Genomic DNA, 16,417 nt, shown 5'->3' on the forward strand with positions numbered 1-16,417 from the left:
TTTGTAATAATTTTTTGTTGCGCGCATAGTAGCACATAATAACCCTACCATTTTGATGGAAATCAATTTGTAAAAATTAGTGACGCTTTGATTACAAAAATGCTTCACCGAACAACATTTATTGCAAATAAACCACAATCATGTAATGCAAATTGCGTGTGTCACACTTAGATTGCATTCAGTCAAGAAACGAGCAAATGAGGCAAGCTCAGTTTAGTGCGAAGTTGCCAAAGGTAAGGGTTTAAGCGGATTGTCCTTAAAGGAAAGCAGGAAGGCGTCACTGCGCCTTCATTTTCTCGATCACTTTTTTACCGATGTATTCGCCAATCGGAATGGCCGAGGTGGCGGCGGGGGACGGAGCATTACACACATGCAGGCTACGTGGGCTCTCCGCAAATAGAAAATCATGCACTAAGCTGCCATCCGAGAGCACCGCTTGGGCGCGAATACCGGCGGGATAAGGTTGCAGATCCGCCAAGGTGATGTGAGGGCAATATTTGTTGACCAATTGCAGATAGCCCGGCTTCCACCACGAGTTGATAAACTCTTTCACTCCGGTGCGCAAATGTTTGGTGGTTACTTTCCAAAAACCGGGAAACGCCAACATCTGCGCGCTATCGCGCCAACTGAAATTGAACTTTTGATATCCTTCCCGCTTCCAGCCTTGTACGGCGTTTGGGCCAACCGTCACACTGCCATCAATCATTCGAGTCAGGTGGACACCAAGAAACGGCAAGTCTGGATCGGGGATTGGGTAGATCAAATGCTTCACCACCTGATTGTGGTGAGCTGGCAAGCGGTAATACTCGCCGCGATAAGGAATGATCTGAAAATCAGTGGCAATGCCCATCATTTGAGTGAGCCGATCCGCCATGAGCCCGCCACACGAGATCAGAAATCGCCCGTTGATCTGCACGCTTTGTCCGTCAGAAACGCACGTGATCTGCACTTCTTCTGCGTGCTCTTCAATTGCCACCACTTCGCTTTGCAAACGTACTTCACCACCGCATTCGATAAACTCCTGCGCCATTTTTTCCGTCACCTGCTTGTAGTCGACAATACTGGTCGACGGCACATAAATCGCGCCAAGGCCAACGATATTGGGTTCCGCCAGTTTCAGTTGCGCAGCATCAAGCCGTTCAACCTCAATGCCGTTGGTATGACAGCGCTGATAAAGCGCCTCCATCCGTTCCATTTCTGCCCCGCTTGTCGCCACCAACAGCTTGCCGCAATTCTCCACCGGGATCTGATGCTTAGCGCAAAACGCCTTGGTCGCTTCTACGCCGCGTTTGCAAAAATCCGCCTTCAAGCTGCCCGGCGCATAGTAAACGCCCGCGTGGATCACCCCGCTATTGTGACCAGTCTGATGTTTGGCAAACTGCGCTTCTTTTTCTAACAGCAGCACCGATTTATCGGCAAACTGGCGCTGTAATTGCCACGCGGTGGAGACACCCACAATGCCTCCGCCAACGATGATGTAGTCATACACGTTTTGCTCTCCTCTATGCGGTCGCCACAGGCGGCTGCGCTTTATATGCCCGGCTACTGTAAATAAAAATCCCGCTAAAAATCGCGAGCGAGAGCACACGTCCCCACAACGGCACATCGTGCCACACCATCAGTGCACCAACGGCTAATAATACGATGCGGATCAGAATGTTAATCTTGCTTTCCAAATAGCCTTCAATCGCGCCGATCAAAGCGTAAGTGCCAAAAATGGCGAAAAATCCCGTCATCAGCACCGTAGTTACATCCCAGCTCACCAGCCCAGTGTACGCAATCAACAGCGGTACTAAATACAAGCCTTTGGCAATTTTCCACGCGGTTAATCCGGTGCGCATGGGCGGCGTTTTGGCGATGGTGGCCGCCGCAAAAGCGGTCAAACAGACAGGCGGGGTGACGTTGCTGTCTTGAGAGAGCCAGAAGATAATCAGATGCGCCGCCAACAGCGCCAAGCCAACCGCTTCCATACCTAAACTTTGTTCAAGCAAGGTCTCTTTGAAATCAACCGGAACCAGAGCCAACATCTCCGTCGCCGTTTGCAGTGACATCGGTGCGCTAAGCAGTGCAAATTTGTCTGGCGCGGCCAACATAAATATCGCCTTGGCTTGCTCTGGCATCTGTCCGTTGACCATCAGCTCGAGCAATTGATTTTCTGCGATCAGTTGATACAACGCGGGCGCGGACAGTGTACCTAAGACGATGTACGCAGCGGTCACCGGCAGCCCCATGCCCAGCACCAAGGATGCCAAAGCGATCAGCACCAGCATGATCAGCAGATCGCCCTGCGACCAGCCGTTAATCATCAGCGAAAAGGTATTGCCAATGCCGGTGGTCGTAATCACATTGATCACCAGACCAATGCCGACCAGCAAGACCGCCGTGGTCGCCATGTTTTTCGCCCCTTGCGACAGCGCATCAATGATCTCTTTTGGCCCCATCTTGTGATCTTTGGAAAACCAAGAAGCGACGATCACCGAAAGGATCGAAATGCCTGCGGCATAAGTAGGGGTAAACCCTTTCACCAGCAGCGTCACTAACACCACCAGCGGTATCAAGTTATGCCAGCCAGACAGCAGCACTTTAAACAGCGACTCATCACTGGTGGTCACTTTTTGCACTCCGCTGCGTTTGGCTTCAATGCGGACAAAAAACGCCACAGACAAAAAGTAGATCAGCGCCGGAACAAACGACACCGCCACAATATCGACATACGGAATTTGCGTGTAAGAGGCCATGATAAACGCCCCAGCGCCCATGACTGGTGGCATCAACTGCCCTCCGGTTGAGGCGGCGGCTTCCACACCCGCGGCGAAGCGCGATGGAAAACCGGCTTTTTGCATCAGCGGAATGCTGATAACCCCGGTTGAAACGGTATTGGCGACGCTCGATCCCGACACAGAGCCCATCAGCCCCGAGCCGAGCACGGCGATAAAACCGGGGCCGCCAATAATTTTGCCTGCCGCCGCGCGCGAAACGTTGATGATGTAATCACCGACGCCAGATTTGACCAAAAACGCGCCAAACAAGATGAACATGAAAACGAAGGTCCAGCTAATGCGCGAAATAGAACCAAACATCCCTTCGGATGAGAAGAAACTGCGATACAGCAAGGTTTCCATACTCAAGCCGGGAAAGTGGAAAATGCCACCCGCCCATTTGCCCCACCAGACGACGTAGCTTAAGCAAATCACAATTAGCACCGGAATAAACCAGCCCATGGTGCGGCGGATCACTTCTATCGCGATCAAAATCGCCACGATAGAAACAACCCAGTCGGAAGTGACAAATTTCACGCCACGCTGATAGAGCGCATCTTCGGCAAAAGGAAGGTAGACAAGGCAGCCGAGTGCAGCGAGCGCGATCAACACATCGACCATTAAGGCCAGTTTGCTGCGTTTTAACGAGGCGTGCGCGGGATACCAAAGCAGGCAAATCAGCGCGAAGCCAGCAAAGTGGGTCGCCGAGATCCACAGTTCAGACAGGGTTGATAAGGTGTTAAACCAGATGTGCAGCAGCGATAACACCACGCCGATACCGGTAATCGCTGCCGTCACCCAAGGAAAATCAGTCCGAGTGGGTAACTCAAACTGCTGCAACTGTTGTTGTAAAGAATCACTCATTCGTTCGCTCCAAGGGGCTGAAATCACAAAGTCAGGGCACGCTGAACCAGCGCTCAGACATGCCCGCAAACATCAGTTCGCCATCAATCCTTGCGGGACTGAGATACCAACTTCTTTGTAATAGCGCGCCGCCCCTGGGTGCAGTGGCAAAGGCAAACCATCGATGGCTTTTTGCAGCTCCATGTCTTTGGTTGCTTTATGAATGCCTTGCAGGAATGGCAGGTTTTCGTAAATCGCTTTGGTCAGTTGATAGACATCTTCTTCAGAGACATCTTCACGCACCGCAAGAAAGTTCGGCTGCGCGATGGTAGTAATGGCTTTATTCACACCGGGATAGGTGTTAGCCGGGATGACGTACTTGGTCCACAGTTGATACTTACCGTTGGCTTGTTTGATCTGTTCATCGGTAAACGACAGTAGCGTGATGTCATTGCCCATGGCCGCAAACGCCTGAGTCACCGCACCAACAGGAACGCCTGCTGGCGTGTTCATGCCGTCAATGGTGCCGTTTTGCATCGCGCTGGCACTGGCTCCATAGCCCATGTAGGCGAGGTTAAACTCATCCGGATTGACCCCCAGCCCAGCCATGATTTGCCGACCCGAGTTCTCTGTACCGGAGTTTTTGGTGCCGATGGAGAATTTCTTGTCCTTCATCTGATTAAGATCCGCCACCGTACCGGAGGGAGCAAGATCGGTGCGGACGATAAAGTGCTCAACGTTTTGCCACAGCATAGAGACAGAGCGCAGTTGAGTCTGCGGGCCGCTTTGCGCATATGGGCCATCACCACTGGAAGCCCAAGCGCCGTAAAGCCCTTGCAAAATCGCAAATTGCGCCTCTTTTTCATTTAACAGCTTGATGTTTTCGCCCGATCCCGCCGAGCTTATCGCCGAGAGGGAAAATTTATATTTTGGCTCCAGCTTTACTTTGCTCAGCGTCGCCAGCGCCACCCCCACAGGGTAGTAAGTGCCGCCAGTAGATGCGGTGGCCAAGATATAACTGCGTTGTTCGGCGGCATGCAGATTGGAGGCGGCAGTAAGAGACAGGGTTGCCAGCGCAAGAGATTTCATCAGTTTATTGAGTTTCATCGTTACACTCCGTGTAAGGTGGTTGTTGCTTTTTTGTTACTAACAACCCGCTAGAGCAAAAGCGATGCCAGATCTTAACTTATTGATGTTAAATATAAATACAAGATAGACAATACGAAGTGAGCCATTTTTTGCTTATAAAGCACGAAATCAGTAAGCAAGATCTTGCCTATAAGCACATCAAAATAAAAACAAATAAAATCATGTAATTATAGGAAATCCGTCTGTGACTCCAGCCACATCCCAACGCTGAGATGTGACCAAAGTAATAGATTTGTTAATTTTGATGATGAGCAAGATCTTGCTCATCGACAAAAACCCCTGTTGCAGGGTTATCCATCGGTGTAATCGGCCCGGTTGAGCCCCAGCTTCTGCATCTTTTGATTAAGGGTACGGCGCGGCAGATCCAGCTCTGTCATCACCTCGACAATACTCCCCTGATGACGGAGTAACGCTTCATGAATCACTTTGCGCTCAAAGTTGTGCAACTGTATCGCCAGCGGTACGCCGCTCGGCAGGTTCTCTTGAGCAAAACCCGCCCGGTTGGAGAGAATTTCCATCACCGACAAGCTTTCATCCAGCGCAAAGCGTATCGCCACATTGCGCAGCTCACGCACATTACCCGGCCAGCCATAGCTAAGTAGTGCGCGCGATTCCGCCGAACTTAACGCTCGCTTGTTGGCATTGGCCTGAGCTGCAAAATGTTCAAACAGCAGCAGTGCGTCTTCTTCCCGCTCGCGCAAAGGCGGAAGATGCAACTGCGCCACGTTAAGGCGATAGAAAAGATCCTGGCGAAAATCGGGATGATTAAACAGATCCGCTTTCGCCGCGGCCACCACTCGCAAATCCACACCAATCGGTCGGTTACCACCCACTCGTTCCACCTGATTTTCCTGCAAACTGCGCAGCACTTTAACCTGCATCGACATCGGCATGCTTTCTATCTCATCCATAAACAGCGTACCTTGGTCGGCGTATTCCAACTTGCCAACCCGCCGTTTATTCGCGCCAGTAAACGCGCCAGCTTCATGACCAAACAGCTCACTCTCAAACAGATTTTCCGGAATGGCGCCGCAGTTGATCGCCACAAATGGGTTGGCCCGACGGGTACTTTCGGTATGTAGGCTGCGCGCCACCAGCTCTTTACCTGTACCTGTTTCCCCATAGATGATCACATTGGTGTCCATGTCAGCCACTCTGGCGATCTGTTCACGCAGTTGGCACATCACCGCACTGTTACCAATCAGTTGTTGCTCAATGCCGCGTAACTGCTGCAGATAGTGGCTACGATGGGTGCTTTTGGCTTGGTTTTGATAATCACTCACGGCAGTGCGCAAGGTTTGCGACAAACGCTCTGGATTAAACGGCTTTTCAATGAAATCGTAGGCGCCTTTTTGCAGCGCTTTCACCGCCATATCGACATCACCGTGTCCGGTGATCAAGATAACCGGACAGCTCACCTGCTCAGCCTGAATCGCCTCCATCAAGGACAAGCCATCCATGCCGGGTAAGCGCACATCACTCACCACGCCATCAAAAGCACGGCGCTTAATTTCAGCCAACGCCGCTTCACCTTGGCTAAATGCCTCAACGTGAAAACCCGCCAGTTGTAACCATTGTGCGGTCGCTTGACGCACAATGTCGTCGTCTTCAACCAGAGCAATGTAAGGGGGGGAAATTGAGTCCATGTCGCTGCTACCGCTTATGCTGTGTGATGTTTCGCTACGTTAGGCAAAAAGTGCCCGAGGGAAAAGGAGCTGGATCTCACTTCTTGACAACAAAGCTTTAACAAACGGATGAGGCAGCGCACTCTTGCACGGTTGAGATGCTCAGGGAAGTGAGTCGATGAGAGCAAAAGTGCTGCTTATTTTCGTGATTTTGATGTGGTTTTTGCTCAGCCAATGGGCCGGAAAGGAGTTGGTCCGACAGTGGCAAACCGCGCAAAGCATCGAACAATCTCAGCAGCATTTTCTCGACTATATTGGCGATGTTCGCCGCACGTTACACCGTTTTTATCATCTGCCGTATCTGATCACCAACAACCGCAACAGCCAAACGTTTTTAGCTGGCGATAGCACGCTTTACTCTGCACTGCGCAATGAGCTGACCTTGCTCGACAAAGCCGCCAATACCAAAGGCTGGTATTTGCTCTCGGCCAGCGGCGACATGCTCATTTCCAGCTTGGAAGATGAGCGCCTGAGCGAGGCTGACATTGATGCGATTGTCGAGCAGATCCACGCCCAGCGTGAAGGCGTTTCGCTGGTGAGTAAAACTCGTGGCTCCTCGCCGTTTTTCTATCTCGCCGCGCCCATCAACATCGATTTCGATATTGTCGGCATCGCCGTGGTGCAGATCAATTTGCGCCTGCTCACCGAACAAGCGTTAACCAGCAACGACGCGATCTTGTTTCAGAACCAGCGCGGCGACTATTTTCTCTCCAGCCATCCAGACATGACCGCCGACTGGCTCAACGAACACCAACCGCAAATTGTTCACCAACATTCAGAGCTCAAAGACGGCACTTCGCTGCTGTTTTGGCACAACCAAGACAACACCTATCTTGCACAAACCATCGTCTTGGACGATCTCCACTGGCAACTGACCTATCTGAGCAGTTACAAGCCTGTTCGCCAAGCGGTCGTTTCCGCCAGTTGGGGGATAACCATTGGCAACCTGGTGCTGCTGATGTTTGCTGTCATCGCCTACCAGCGTCAGCAAAAAAACTTGAGCCAGCAACGCATTCAAAAACTGATGGACGAATCTCGCCAGCGCATGAGCCAGATGATCAACAAAACCCATGTTGGGTTATTTCGGCTCAACGCCCAAGGCCAGATTGAGGACATCAATCCCATGGCCAAGCGCTACTTCAGCCTCTCCGACAGCATGGCCACCAAGATGCCAGCGTGGCAGTTGTTTGATATCGGCAATCCCGCTTCCACGATTTTGCCGTTGTTAAAAAATCTGCCCAAACACCGAGATTTAGCCGAACTCACGGCCATCGAAACCATGGGGCGGCGCAGTGATGGCAGCCAGTTTCCTTTGCTGTTTTCCCTCACCGCTTTTCCTTGGCACGGCGAGCATCACTATTTGGTGACTGTGCTCGACATCAGCAAACGCAAAAAAGCCGAACAGGCGCTGCAAAAAGCCAATGAAGAGCTGACCAGTCGAGTCGAAGCGCGCACCGCCGAGCTAAAAGCGGCGCAACAAGAGCTGATTGAGAGCAGCAAGCTCGCCGCACTGGGTAAGATGTCCAGCGCGATTACCCATGAGCTTAACCAGCCGTTAACGGGCTTAAAAACGCTGCTCACCAGTAACGAAGTGCTGATGGAACGAGGCGAGTTAGCGATGCTGAAATCCAATAATCAGTTGATTCATCGCCTGATTGATCGCATGGGTAAAATGACCAGCCAGCTTAAATCTTTTGCCTATCAAAAGCCGGAACAACTTTGTCCGGTGTCATTGCCGGAGGCTCTGCAAGAAACGCTGCGGATTTACCAAGCGGAACTGGCTCCCATCGACGTGCGAGTGCGTCTGCCCCATCCGCTGGCCAATGTGTTGGGCGAAGAGCAGCGTTTGCGACAGGTGCTGGGGAATTTGATCTCCAACGCCATCGATGCGATGAAAGCCACCGCGCAACCTCAACTGATGATTTCCGCTTCAATAGCGCAAAACGAACTGAGCCTTGCTATCAGCGATAATGGTTGTGGTGTGAGTGAGGAGCAACTAAGCCAACTATTTGAACCTTTCGCGACCAGCAAAAAAATCGGTGAAGGGCTTGGCTTGGGCCTGTCTATCACCGCCAATAACATGCGCGACATGCAAGGGCGCATCTCGGTCAACAAAAACGCCAGTGCCGGATTAACCTTTACACTGACGTTTTTACTCGAGGCTTCGCCAGACTAGATGCCCTTACCAAGGCATAGTGAGCAAATCATCAGCGCATTTTTTAAACGCTCATCTCTTCGTTCGCGTGGCGTCGCAGGTGATCGATAAACATGGGGATCTTTCTCGCTACGTGTTTTCTCGATGCATAAAAAGCGTACAACACCAGATCATCAGGCTGGTATTCCAATGCGACCGTTTCAAGATGGCCGGCCTTTATCTCCTCTTGGCAAAAATCGATTGGCAGGATGGCGAAACCAAGCCCTGCTAACGCCGCCGATTTGGCAAGATTGCCACTGTTGACTCGAAACGAGGAGTGAACTCTCTGTGTCACCAATCCGCCTTGCGCAGTTTTGAAAATCCAAGGTGTTCCGTTAAGCGCCGTTAAACTGCTGATACAAGGGAGATGTTGCAAATCGGTGATGTGATACGGCAGAGGATGCGCTTGCAAGCGTTCAGGCGAGGCCACCACCACACTTGGCCAGCGCTTTATTTCCGTCGCTATCCAGTTACTATCGGCAAGCGGCCCACGCTGAAAACTCAGTACCACGTCAAACCCATCGAGGAGATCTTCTTTCGGGCTTAAGCTGGTATCACAGCACAATCCAATCGAAGGGTTCTGGCGACAAAAAGCAACCACCGCCTGAGCTAATGCAGGTGAATCGGGCATCAAGATCTTGAGCTGCCCCATCACTTCGTGGCTATGCTGCGTCACCTCTTCAAAAGCCTCATCCAAGCGTGCTAACAAAGTGTGGGTTCGCGCATAAAGTTGCTCTCCAGCATCGGTTGCCGCAATGCGGCGTGTGGTTCGGTCGAATAAACGCGTTGCCAATTTTTCTTCCAGTAACGCAATGTGTCGGCTGACATTGGAAGTTGGCAAATTGAGGAACTCAGCGGCGCGCTTAAAGCTTTGGTTTTCATAGACACAATGAAAGCTTCTTAACCACAGCTGATCAATATGATTGAGCATTCAATAATCCCATAAAGTTGGATTGTTAAATCAATTTTTGCCACTTTATTGCGATTTTAGGGTTAGTACAATCTTTCTGACTGGTGATTCACTGAGTAAGGAGCAGCATGGGCTGGCTAGAAAGACTCTTCGACAAAAGAAAACTTATCGCAACACGTAAAGCGACCATCCCCGACGGAATATGGACTAAGTGCGACTCCTGCGATGAAATTCTTTATCGTTTAACCTTGCAGGCCAACTTGCAGGTGTGCCCAAAATGTCATCACCATATGCGAATGGCGGCGCGGGGACGTCTGGAAAGTTTTCTCGATATCGCGCACAGAGTAGAAATTGCCAGCGAACTGCAACCCAAAGATGTCTTGAATTTTAAAGACATCAAATCTTACCAAGAACGCTTGTCGCTGGCGCAAACACAAAGCGGAGAGAAGGACGCCTTAGTGGTGATGCAAGGCCGCGTGCTAGGCGTGCCCGTGGTGGCCTGCGCGTTCGAATTCTCTTTTATGGCAGGATCAATGGGATCAGTGGTGGGGGCACGTTTTGTCAGTGCTGTTGAAACAGCACTCGCAGCGAACTGCGGTTTGGTCTGCTTCTCCGCCTGTGGCGGCGCACGAATGCAAGAATCTCTGATTTCCTTGATGCAAATGGCCAAAACCAGTGCTGCCCTTCGCCATCTCTCTAAGGCTGGGCTGCCTTACGTTTCCGTGCTGACAGACCAAACCTTTGGCGGTGTGTCGGCCAGTCTCGCCATGCTCGGAGACATCAATATTGCCGAACCCAAAGCGCGCATTGGCTTTGCAGGACGTCGGGTGATTGAGCAGACGGTTCGTGAAACACTTCCGGACGACTTTCAGCAAAGTGAGTTTCTCTTAGAACACGGCGCGCTCGATATGATTGTTGATCGGCGTGAACTGCGTGAACGCATTGCAAGACTGATGGCAAAACTGACTAATACACAGATTGCTGCCAGCGAGTAAATCCCGCCCAGGCAAAGTGACAAATCTCTTATCTGCTATTGCGACACGAGGCAAAAACATTGGCCAATGCGTAAACACTGGCCAATGGCTAAAGCTGGTAATCAACCGTTATTTCACCAGTGCCGCTTCTTTACCCCACGCACCGTCACTGCGTTTATCCAGTCGGCCGCTTAAACGAGTGAGCGCCAGCGCAAGCAAGACAATCAACGCGCCTACCCAAGGTGTGTGCATTAAACCGGCTTTCGCCACAATCACGCCACCGCCCCACGAGCCCAGTGCAATGCCGACATTAAACGCCGCGATGTTCAGACCAGAGGCGACGTCCACTGCATCTGGTGCGTATTGTTCCGCCAGTTTCACCACGTACACTTGCAGCCCCGGCACGTTGCCAAAGGCAAAGGCGCCCCACAGCAAAATGGTGGCGACCGCCGCCATTGGCTGCACCGCGGTAAAGTTAAACACCACTAAAATCGCCGCTAGACCAGTAAAAATAATCGTCAGCGCTTTGACTGGCCCCATCTTGTCGGCCATTTTTCCGCCCCAGAGATTGCCAATCGCTACCGATACGCCATACACCAGCATGATGATGCTGATCGCGCTGGCGCTAAATCCAGCTTCTTGCTGCAAAATCGGCGCAAGGAAGGTAAAAGCGGTAAACGTGCCGCCATAGCCAAGCGCAGTAATGGCGTACACCAGTAACAAACGAGGCTGCGTTAACACCCTAAGCTGGGAGGAAAACTTAGCCGCAGCAGGCTGTTTTAGGTTGTTGGGCACTAAGATCGCACTGCCGATTAAAGCAATCAGCCCCAGTAGCGCTACGATCAGAAACGTCGCCTGCCAGCCAAAAGTTTGCCCAATGTAAGTGCCAAGCGGTACCCCCGTAACCAGCGCGACGGTCAGGCCAGTAAACATCAGCGCAATCGCACTGGCCGCTTTTTCTCTAGGCACCAAACCTGTGGCAATGGTTGAACCAATCGAGAAAAATACCCCATGGGCTAAACCGGTCAAAATGCGGGCGAGAATCAAGGTGTTGTAACCGGGTGCTTGCCATGCCAGTAGATTACCGATCACAAACAGCGACATCACTGCCAGCAGAACGTACTTGCGGTTCCATTTTCCGCTCAGGGCGGTCAAAATAGGCGCGCCAATGGCTACGCCAAGCGCATACAGGCTGACCAGAAAACCGGCTGACGGTATCGAAACGGCTAAATCGGCGGCCATCGTCGGGATAAGCCCAACAATGACAAATTCGGTGGTACCAATAGCAAAGGCGCTGAGCGTCAAGGCTAAAAGAGCTAACGGCATAATCTCTCTCACTTATTTTAAAAATGGACTTTGAGGAAAACACCGCCGCGACTGACGTCGTCATGCCAAACGCGTCGGTGTTGATGGGAGGATTATGCGCAAGGCTTATTTTGCGAAAAATAGGCGTTATAACAAATAATATTTGTTATTAATGAAAAAATAACGCAACAACTCCGAAGCGAGAAGACGATGAAAACACGATCCGATGACTTAGAAATACTGCTGGCGGTGGTCGATAGCGGCGGCTTTTCTGCGGCAGCGGAACAGTTGGACATTCAGGTCGCGCGCGTTTCTCGCGCGGTGAGCAAAGTGGAGAACCAAGTAGGCGTGTCTATCTTAAACCGCACCACTCGCCGCATCGAACTCACCGAGGAAGGACGCCAGTTTGTCGAAGCAATACGAATCGGTTTGCAACAGATCCAGCAAGCGGAAGAGGAGATCATCTCGCGCGGAGAGTTACCCAAAGGACGCCTGAGGGTCGATGCTGCCAGCCCGTTTGTCTTCCATCAACTGGTGCCGCTCATCCAGCCGTTCAAACAAGCTTATCCCGACATTGAACTGGAGCTCACCTCCAACGAAGGGTTTGTCGACCTACTGGAAAAGAGAACCGATTTGGCGATCCGCATCGGCGCGTTAAGCGACTCAACCTTACACGCGAGACCGCTTGGCCGCAGTTCACTTTACATCGTCGCCTCTCCCGATTACTTGGCAAAACGCGGTTTCCCCTATAAAAGCAGCGATCTCGCTCACCACGATACGCTTGGGTTTTCGACCCCAAAAACACTCAACGAATGGCCACTCAAAGGGTTTAGCCGCCTAACGCCAACCCTGACATCAAGCAACGGCGAAACAATAAGACAGCTTGCTTTAATGGGCAACGGTATCGCCTGTTTGTCGGGATTCATGGTGAAAAAGGACCTCGCCGAGGGCCGCTTGATTGCACTGCTGGAGAGCGAAAAAATCCTCAATACTGGCCGTGAGCAGATCAACGCGGTCTACTACAAATCCTCTTCTGTGGCAAAGCGCATCTCGGTTTTCATTGATTTTATTCAGCCGAAGTTAACGCTTTGACGCCATGCCAGCGAATCAAACCACCCTGCTGACGACGTAATATTTTGTCAACATTTCCCTGAGCTTAGATACACCTTTTTCCTCGGTTTACCTTGGCAAAGTTGATACAAATCAAATTTGCTTGTCGCGGGGTTTTCCTCGTGGCGACTAAACCAATCCAGTCGCAATGACGTAATAGTCAATAAAGATGGGGCTGACTTGCCTTTGCCATCACTGGTTTGTTTCATTTTTTGAGGAAAAAAGATGTTAGATACCCTCATGTTGTCGCGGATCCAATTCGCCGCCAATATCAGTTTCCACATATTGTTCCCCACCATCACCATCGCTTTGGGCTGGATGCTGGTGTTTTTCAAATGGCGCTATGTGCGAACGCAGGCCCAACAGTGGCTCGATCTCTACTATTTCTGGGTCAAGGTGTTCGCCTTAACCTTTGCTTTGGGGGTGGTGTCGGGCATCACCATGAGTTTCCAGTTTGGCACCAACTGGCCGGGGTTTATGGAACGCGTCGGCAACGTCGCCGGCCCTTTGCTCGGCTATGAAGTGATGACCGCTTTTTTCATGGAAGCGACTTTCCTTGGCGTGATGCTGTTTGGCCGCGGCCGTGTGCCGGAGTGGCTTCACACCTTAGCGACCGTGTTGGTGGCGGTGGGAACCACCCTTTCGGCGTTCTGGATTTTGGTGCTCAACAGTTGGATGCACACCCCAACAGGACACGAAGTGCTCGACGGCATCGTGCATGTCACCAGTTGGAAAGAGGTGATTTTTAATCCTTCCATGCCGTATCGATTCGCGCATACTCTGCTCGCTTCTGCGCTGACTGCCAGCTTTTTGATCGCCGGGATCAGCGCTTACCAAGTGCTGCGCGATGGCAAAAACCAAGCGGCGAAACTCGGGCTAAAAGTGGCGGTCAGCGTCGCAGCCATCACCATTCCTGTGCAGATCTTGGTGGGCGATCTACATGGCCTCAACACGTTGGAGCATCAGCCAGCGAAAATCGCTGCGATGGAAGGGGTGTGGCAGACTGAGCGTGGCGCACCTTTGCTGCTGTTCGCCGTGCCTAATGAAGAGACGCGCAGCAATGATTGGGCCATCGGCATTCCGTACTTGGCGAGTTTGATTTTAACCCATGAGATGGATGGCGAAATCGTCGGCTTAGATGCCTTTGCACCGGACCATCCTCCAGTCGCGCCGCTGTTTTTTGGTTTTCGCGTGATGGTGGGCGTCGGCGTGCTGATGCTGCTGGTCAGTTGGTTCGGCGCTTGGCATTTTTGGCGCAACAAACCCGTGCCGAAACCGTACATGTATGCTCTGGTGGGAATGACTTTCTCCGGCTGGGTCGCCACTCTTGCCGGTTGGTACGTAACCGAAATCGGCCGTCAACCTTGGTTGGTGAACGGCGTTTTGCGCACCTCTGAGGCCGTCACGCCCGTAGCAAGCAGCTCGGTCGGCATTTCGCTCGCGCTCTATCTGCTGACCTACGTGGTGCTGCTCGTCGCCTACATTCATACCTTGTTCTACCTCGCGCGCAAAGGCGTACAAGCCGCGCCGACTTCCTCAACCACTTCAAAGGCCGCGTTATGATGCAGTATCTTCCAGAAATTTATCTTCTGTTACTTGGCTTTACCGTGTTTATATACGCGGTGCTGGATGGCTATGATCTCGGTGTTGGCATCTTGCTGCCGCGCAATGATGTGGGGCAACGCGATCGGATGATCGCCTCCATCGGCCCGTTTTGGGATGCCAATGAAACTTGGCTGGTAATGGCGGTGGGTATTCTGCTGATTGCTTTTCCCACCGCGCACAGCTTGATTTTTACTGAACTCTACTTACCGACAGCACTGATGCTGATCGCCCTTATCATGCGCGGGGTGGCGTTCGATTTTCGTGCCAAAGCCAAAGCGGATCACAAAGAGCATTGGGATCTCTGTTTCAAGCTCGGCTCACTGCTCGCCGCGTTAGCCCAAGGCTATATGATTGGCCGCTATGTGGTGGCTTTTGATGCTTCGCTGGCCGCCTATGGTTTTGCTGTACTCAGCGCCTTGTGTGTCGCTGCAGCCTACGTGTACATTGGCGGCGCATGGCTGGTGCTCAAAACCGAAGGCGAATTGCAAGTGCGCGCTGCGCGTTGGTCACGCAAAGCGGGTTGGCTCGCCGCACTAGGCGTGCTGGCGGTAAGCGTGGTAAACCCATGGGTTAACTCCGCCGTAGCCGAGCGTTGGTTCAGCTTCCCTGAAGTGATTTTACTCGCGCCGATCCCGCTTATTGTGCTCGCCACCATTTTGGTGGTGGATCGCTATCTAAAGCGGGTGCCGACTGTCAATGACGCAGGCGTGCAGTGGCCATTTTTTGGCGTGGCGCTGATTTTCGGCCTGAGTTTCTTGGGGCTCGCCTACAGCTTTTTCCCAGAAATCGTTCCCGGAATGATGACGGCCCAGCAAGCTGCCTCCTCACCCGACACTTTAATGGTGGTGGGTATTGGCGTGGTCATTGTGATGCCGACCATCTTGCTTTACACCTTTTTCGTCTATCGGATCTTTAAAGGCAAAGCAACCGATCTCAGTTACTTGTAATTGAAACCGGCAGCATGTGTTAGCAGGGCTTTGCACATTGAGCGGGCGGTAACATTCACCGCCCGTTTTGTATTGGCGCTAGCGGCACAAATCAGACACAAAGAAGAATATGGCCTGCTTTAAAACGCGGATTGAACCGATTAAAGCCGCATTCGGTTGTAAAAGACGTATCCGGTTGCAAAGCTAGTCATTTTTTTCGTTAGCGCCGCTGCTTGCTGCCTCCTTTCGCAGCCCCACATTCGACAGTTGCACAGGGACAAAGTGAGGTAACGCTTCGACTCGCTTCAACCACGCTTGTACATTAGGGAAATCCGCTAAACTTATACCGTCTTCTGGCGCTAACTTGATATAACTGTAGAGGGCTAAGTCAGCAATAGTCGGCGCGCTTCCGACCAACCACTGGCGGCCATGTTGGTAGCTTTGGAGCTGTTTTAGCAGCTTGTATGCTTCTTGAGTCAGCGGTTCACTGTCTATCGCTCGGTTAAATAAATTCGCCGCGCGCAGTTTGGCGATTGAGCCCGCGAGTCGATGCGCGGCAAGAGAAAGAAACTGTTCAATATGCGCGCGCATTTGCGGTGAATCCGGCAGCCATTGCCGCTCTTTATCATAAACGCTGGCGAGATAAACCAAGATAGCGTTTGAGTCAGCAATGACCGTTTCACCATCCACCAGTACGGGGATCTGACCAAAGGGGTTAAGTGCCAAGAATTCGGCTTGTTGATGCTCCCCGGCAGGCAAATCAACGGTAATGAGTTCAAAATCCAATTCGAGCATACTCAATAGCATATGCGCGCGGTGTGCATGCCCTGAAAAGGGGTGCCAATATAGTTTAAGCATCGTTTTCTCCTAACTGATTGTTTTTCTATTTAAGAACAACTTGCTAAGAAGAAAAAACCCGCTAACATGGAATGATAATTTCCACTATGTTGATAATGC

At 51.7% G+C, this 16,417-nt stretch carries 12 protein-coding genes; 5 read left to right on the forward strand and 7 right to left on the reverse strand.

The features are described 5' to 3' along the window. Positions 1 to 277: 277 nt before the first annotated feature. The 4 genes from lhgD to EA26_RS13615 form a co-directional block, all read right to left on the reverse strand. Positions 278 to 1,489, reverse strand: a complete 1,212-nt coding sequence (gene lhgD, locus EA26_RS13600; protein ID WP_039428441.1) for an L-2-hydroxyglutarate dehydrogenase — start codon at positions 1,487 to 1,489, stop codon at positions 278 to 280. 13 nt (positions 1,490 to 1,502) lie between these two features. Further along, positions 1,503 to 3,623 carry a TRAP transporter permease gene (locus EA26_RS13605; protein WP_039428443.1) on the reverse strand — a complete coding sequence of 707 codons (2,121 nt, stop codon included), beginning with the start codon at positions 3,621 to 3,623 and terminating at the stop codon, positions 1,503 to 1,505. A 72-nt stretch (positions 3,624 to 3,695) separates the two neighbouring features. Then, complete coding sequence (locus EA26_RS13610; RefSeq protein ID WP_039428445.1) at positions 3,696 to 4,709, reverse strand: TAXI family TRAP transporter solute-binding subunit; 1,014 nt, start codon at positions 4,707 to 4,709, stop codon at positions 3,696 to 3,698. 332 nt (positions 4,710 to 5,041) lie between these two features. Continuing rightward, positions 5,042 to 6,397, reverse strand: coding sequence for a sigma-54-dependent transcriptional regulator (locus EA26_RS13615; RefSeq protein WP_039428446.1), 1,356 nt, complete (start codon positions 6,395 to 6,397; stop codon positions 5,042 to 5,044). A 157-nt stretch (positions 6,398 to 6,554) separates the two neighbouring features. On the opposite strand from EA26_RS13615, the gene EA26_RS13620 reads away from it, so the two are divergent. Next, positions 6,555 to 8,612, forward strand: a complete 2,058-nt coding sequence (locus EA26_RS13620) for a PAS domain-containing sensor histidine kinase (protein WP_039428449.1) — start codon at positions 6,555 to 6,557, stop codon at positions 8,610 to 8,612. A 43-nt stretch (positions 8,613 to 8,655) separates the two neighbouring features. Here EA26_RS13620 and EA26_RS13625 read toward each other — a convergent pair whose 3' ends face one another. Beyond that, positions 8,656 to 9,561, reverse strand: coding sequence for a LysR family transcriptional regulator (locus tag EA26_RS13625; RefSeq protein ID WP_039428452.1), 906 nt, complete (start codon positions 9,559 to 9,561; stop codon positions 8,656 to 8,658). Between the two features lie 107 nt (positions 9,562 to 9,668). Here EA26_RS13625 and accD point away from each other — a divergent pair, with 107 nt between their 5' ends. Further along, complete coding sequence (gene accD / locus EA26_RS13630; RefSeq protein ID WP_039428454.1) at positions 9,669 to 10,535, forward strand: acetyl-CoA carboxylase, carboxyltransferase subunit beta; 867 nt, start codon at positions 9,669 to 9,671, stop codon at positions 10,533 to 10,535. Positions 10,536 to 10,643: 108 nt separating this feature from the next. On the opposite strand, the gene EA26_RS13635 is transcribed toward accD, so the two are convergent. Continuing rightward, the gene (locus EA26_RS13635) at positions 10,644 to 11,840 is read right to left on the reverse strand and encodes an MFS transporter (protein ID WP_039428457.1); all 1,197 of its coding nucleotides are present in this window, start codon (positions 11,838 to 11,840) and stop codon (positions 10,644 to 10,646) included. A gap of 189 nt (positions 11,841 to 12,029) precedes the next feature. Between EA26_RS13635 and EA26_RS13640 the strand changes: the two genes are divergently transcribed. The 3 genes from EA26_RS13640 (at position 12,030) to EA26_RS13650 (ending at position 15,481) form a co-directional block, all read left to right on the forward strand. Continuing rightward, positions 12,030 to 12,911, forward strand: coding sequence for a LysR family transcriptional regulator (locus tag EA26_RS13640; RefSeq protein WP_039428460.1), 882 nt, complete (start codon positions 12,030 to 12,032; stop codon positions 12,909 to 12,911). A 243-nt stretch (positions 12,912 to 13,154) separates the two neighbouring features. Further along, complete coding sequence (locus EA26_RS13645; RefSeq protein WP_039428463.1) at positions 13,155 to 14,492, forward strand: cytochrome ubiquinol oxidase subunit I; 1,338 nt, start codon at positions 13,155 to 13,157, stop codon at positions 14,490 to 14,492. Continuing rightward, positions 14,489 to 15,481, forward strand: coding sequence for a cytochrome d ubiquinol oxidase subunit II (locus tag EA26_RS13650; RefSeq protein ID WP_039428464.1), 993 nt, complete (start codon positions 14,489 to 14,491; stop codon positions 15,479 to 15,481). Before EA26_RS13645 ends, EA26_RS13650 begins: the two co-directional genes overlap by 4 nt. A gap of 183 nt (positions 15,482 to 15,664) precedes the next feature. On the opposite strand, the gene EA26_RS13655 is transcribed toward EA26_RS13650, so the two are convergent. Beyond that, a complete protein-coding gene (locus EA26_RS13655) occupies positions 15,665 to 16,318 on the reverse strand; it encodes a glutathione S-transferase family protein (protein ID WP_039428465.1) in 654 nt (217 codons plus the stop codon). Positions 16,319 to 16,417 lie beyond the last annotated feature (99 nt).

Source organism: Vibrio navarrensis, from assembly GCF_000764325.1.
GTDB lineage: Bacteria > Pseudomonadota > Gammaproteobacteria > Enterobacterales > Vibrionaceae > Vibrio > Vibrio navarrensis.

Excerpts from the sequence above, each read along its gene's own strand:
- EA26_RS13640 (WP_039428460.1), top strand. The coding sequence starts at position 12,030 with ATGAAAACACGATCCGATGACTTAGAAATACTGCTGGCGGTGGTCGAT.
- EA26_RS13610 (WP_039428445.1), bottom strand. The coding sequence starts at position 4,709 with ATGAAACTCAATAAACTGATGAAATCTCTTGCGCTGGCAACCCTGTCT.
- EA26_RS13645 (WP_039428463.1), top strand. The coding sequence starts at position 13,155 with ATGTTAGATACCCTCATGTTGTCGCGGATCCAATTCGCCGCCAATATC.
- accD (WP_039428454.1), top strand. The coding sequence starts at position 9,669 with ATGGGCTGGCTAGAAAGACTCTTCGACAAAAGAAAACTTATCGCAACA.
- EA26_RS13620 (WP_039428449.1), top strand. The coding sequence starts at position 6,555 with ATGAGAGCAAAAGTGCTGCTTATTTTCGTGATTTTGATGTGGTTTTTG.
- EA26_RS13650 (WP_039428464.1), top strand. The coding sequence starts at position 14,489 with ATGATGCAGTATCTTCCAGAAATTTATCTTCTGTTACTTGGCTTTACC.
- EA26_RS13635 (WP_039428457.1), bottom strand. The coding sequence starts at position 11,840 with ATGCCGTTAGCTCTTTTAGCCTTGACGCTCAGCGCCTTTGCTATTGGT.
- EA26_RS13625 (WP_039428452.1), bottom strand. The coding sequence starts at position 9,561 with ATGCTCAATCATATTGATCAGCTGTGGTTAAGAAGCTTTCATTGTGTC.
- EA26_RS13615 (WP_039428446.1), bottom strand. The coding sequence starts at position 6,397 with ATGGACTCAATTTCCCCCCCTTACATTGCTCTGGTTGAAGACGACGAC.
- EA26_RS13605 (WP_039428443.1), bottom strand. The coding sequence starts at position 3,623 with ATGAGTGATTCTTTACAACAACAGTTGCAGCAGTTTGAGTTACCCACT.
- EA26_RS13655 (WP_039428465.1), bottom strand. The coding sequence starts at position 16,318 with ATGCTTAAACTATATTGGCACCCCTTTTCAGGGCATGCACACCGCGCG.